The sequence below is a fragment of the Escherichia sp. 94.0001 genome (genome assembly GCF_013369155.2).
GTDB lineage: Bacteria > Pseudomonadota > Gammaproteobacteria > Enterobacterales > Enterobacteriaceae > Escherichia > Escherichia coli_F.
This window is the reverse complement of the sequence record NZ_JABWMS020000184.1, coordinates 1-989: the sequence shown is the minus strand read 5'-3', so window position 1 is coordinate 989 and position 989 is coordinate 1. Positions and strand designations below refer to the sequence as shown.

The window sequence follows — 989 nt, the reverse complement described above, 5'->3', positions numbered from 1 at the left end:
AGTAACCCGACAGCTTCACAAAACCGGAGTCCGGCTCCGGTTTTTGTTGTCATGTAAGGCAGATGTTTGTTAAAGCTATTTAAGTCTGGAGTTTAAATTAAAATAGGGAGTTTTATAATGCCGTTAAATTCGGAGATTAGATCAAGCTCATTTTTAATGGATTGAATGTCCTTCGAGCTCAAGTAGCATCTAGCGGTCGAGGGGAGTTTACATTAGGTAATGAGACTGTCAGCATTGTATTTAATGAAACCGATGGGCGTTTTCTATCCAGCGGCAGTAGTGGGGGATTGCTTACTGAGTTATTCCTTTATGGGTTTAATAACGGCCCTGAAGCTCTTCGCGATAGGATGCTCAGTATGCTTTCGGACTCAGGTGAAGCACAATCGCAAGAGAGTATTCAGGACAAAATATCTCAATGTAAGTTTCCTGTTAGTTCAGGAAATTTCCAGTGCCCGCCAGAGTCTATTCAGTGTCCAATTACACTAGAGAGACCCGAAGAAGGAGTGTTTGTCAAAAATTCAGATAGTTCGGCAGTATGCTGCTTATTTGATTTTGATGCATTTTCTCGTTTAGCTAGTGAAGGCTCATATCATCCACTGACCCGAGAACCAATAACGGCATCAATGATTATAAGTCCTGATAAATGTGTTTATGATCCTATCAAGGGAAACTTCATTATAAAAGATAGTTAAAATATTTTTCTCTGAGAGGGTATTGGCTGTCAGTAATTTGTAAAAAAACGCCGCAGACATCCAGAATATAAGAAGGTGTCTGTGGTTGGCAGGTTTCAGATGACTTGAAGGCGTCTTTATGTAAATGCATTTTTCTGTGGAGATGTTGTCGGAAAATATTGGATTAAAAACATAATCCAAGTCAAATAGTAAGTTTGTTTTTTTTTGAGATTAGGTGTGTGTATTTAGAATTTTTATGATGTGTTTATTTTGTGGGGTATTTTAGAAAAAAATATATTAATCCTTATTAATAATAGC

1 pseudogene is annotated in these 989 nt (G+C 37.5%); it reads left to right on the top strand.

The window, feature by feature from the left end:
• Positions 1-117: 117 nt before the first annotated feature.
• A pseudogene (locus HEN33_RS25090) lies at positions 118-692 on the top strand (DUF1076 domain-containing protein).
• The last annotated feature ends 297 nt before the right edge of the window (positions 693-989 follow it).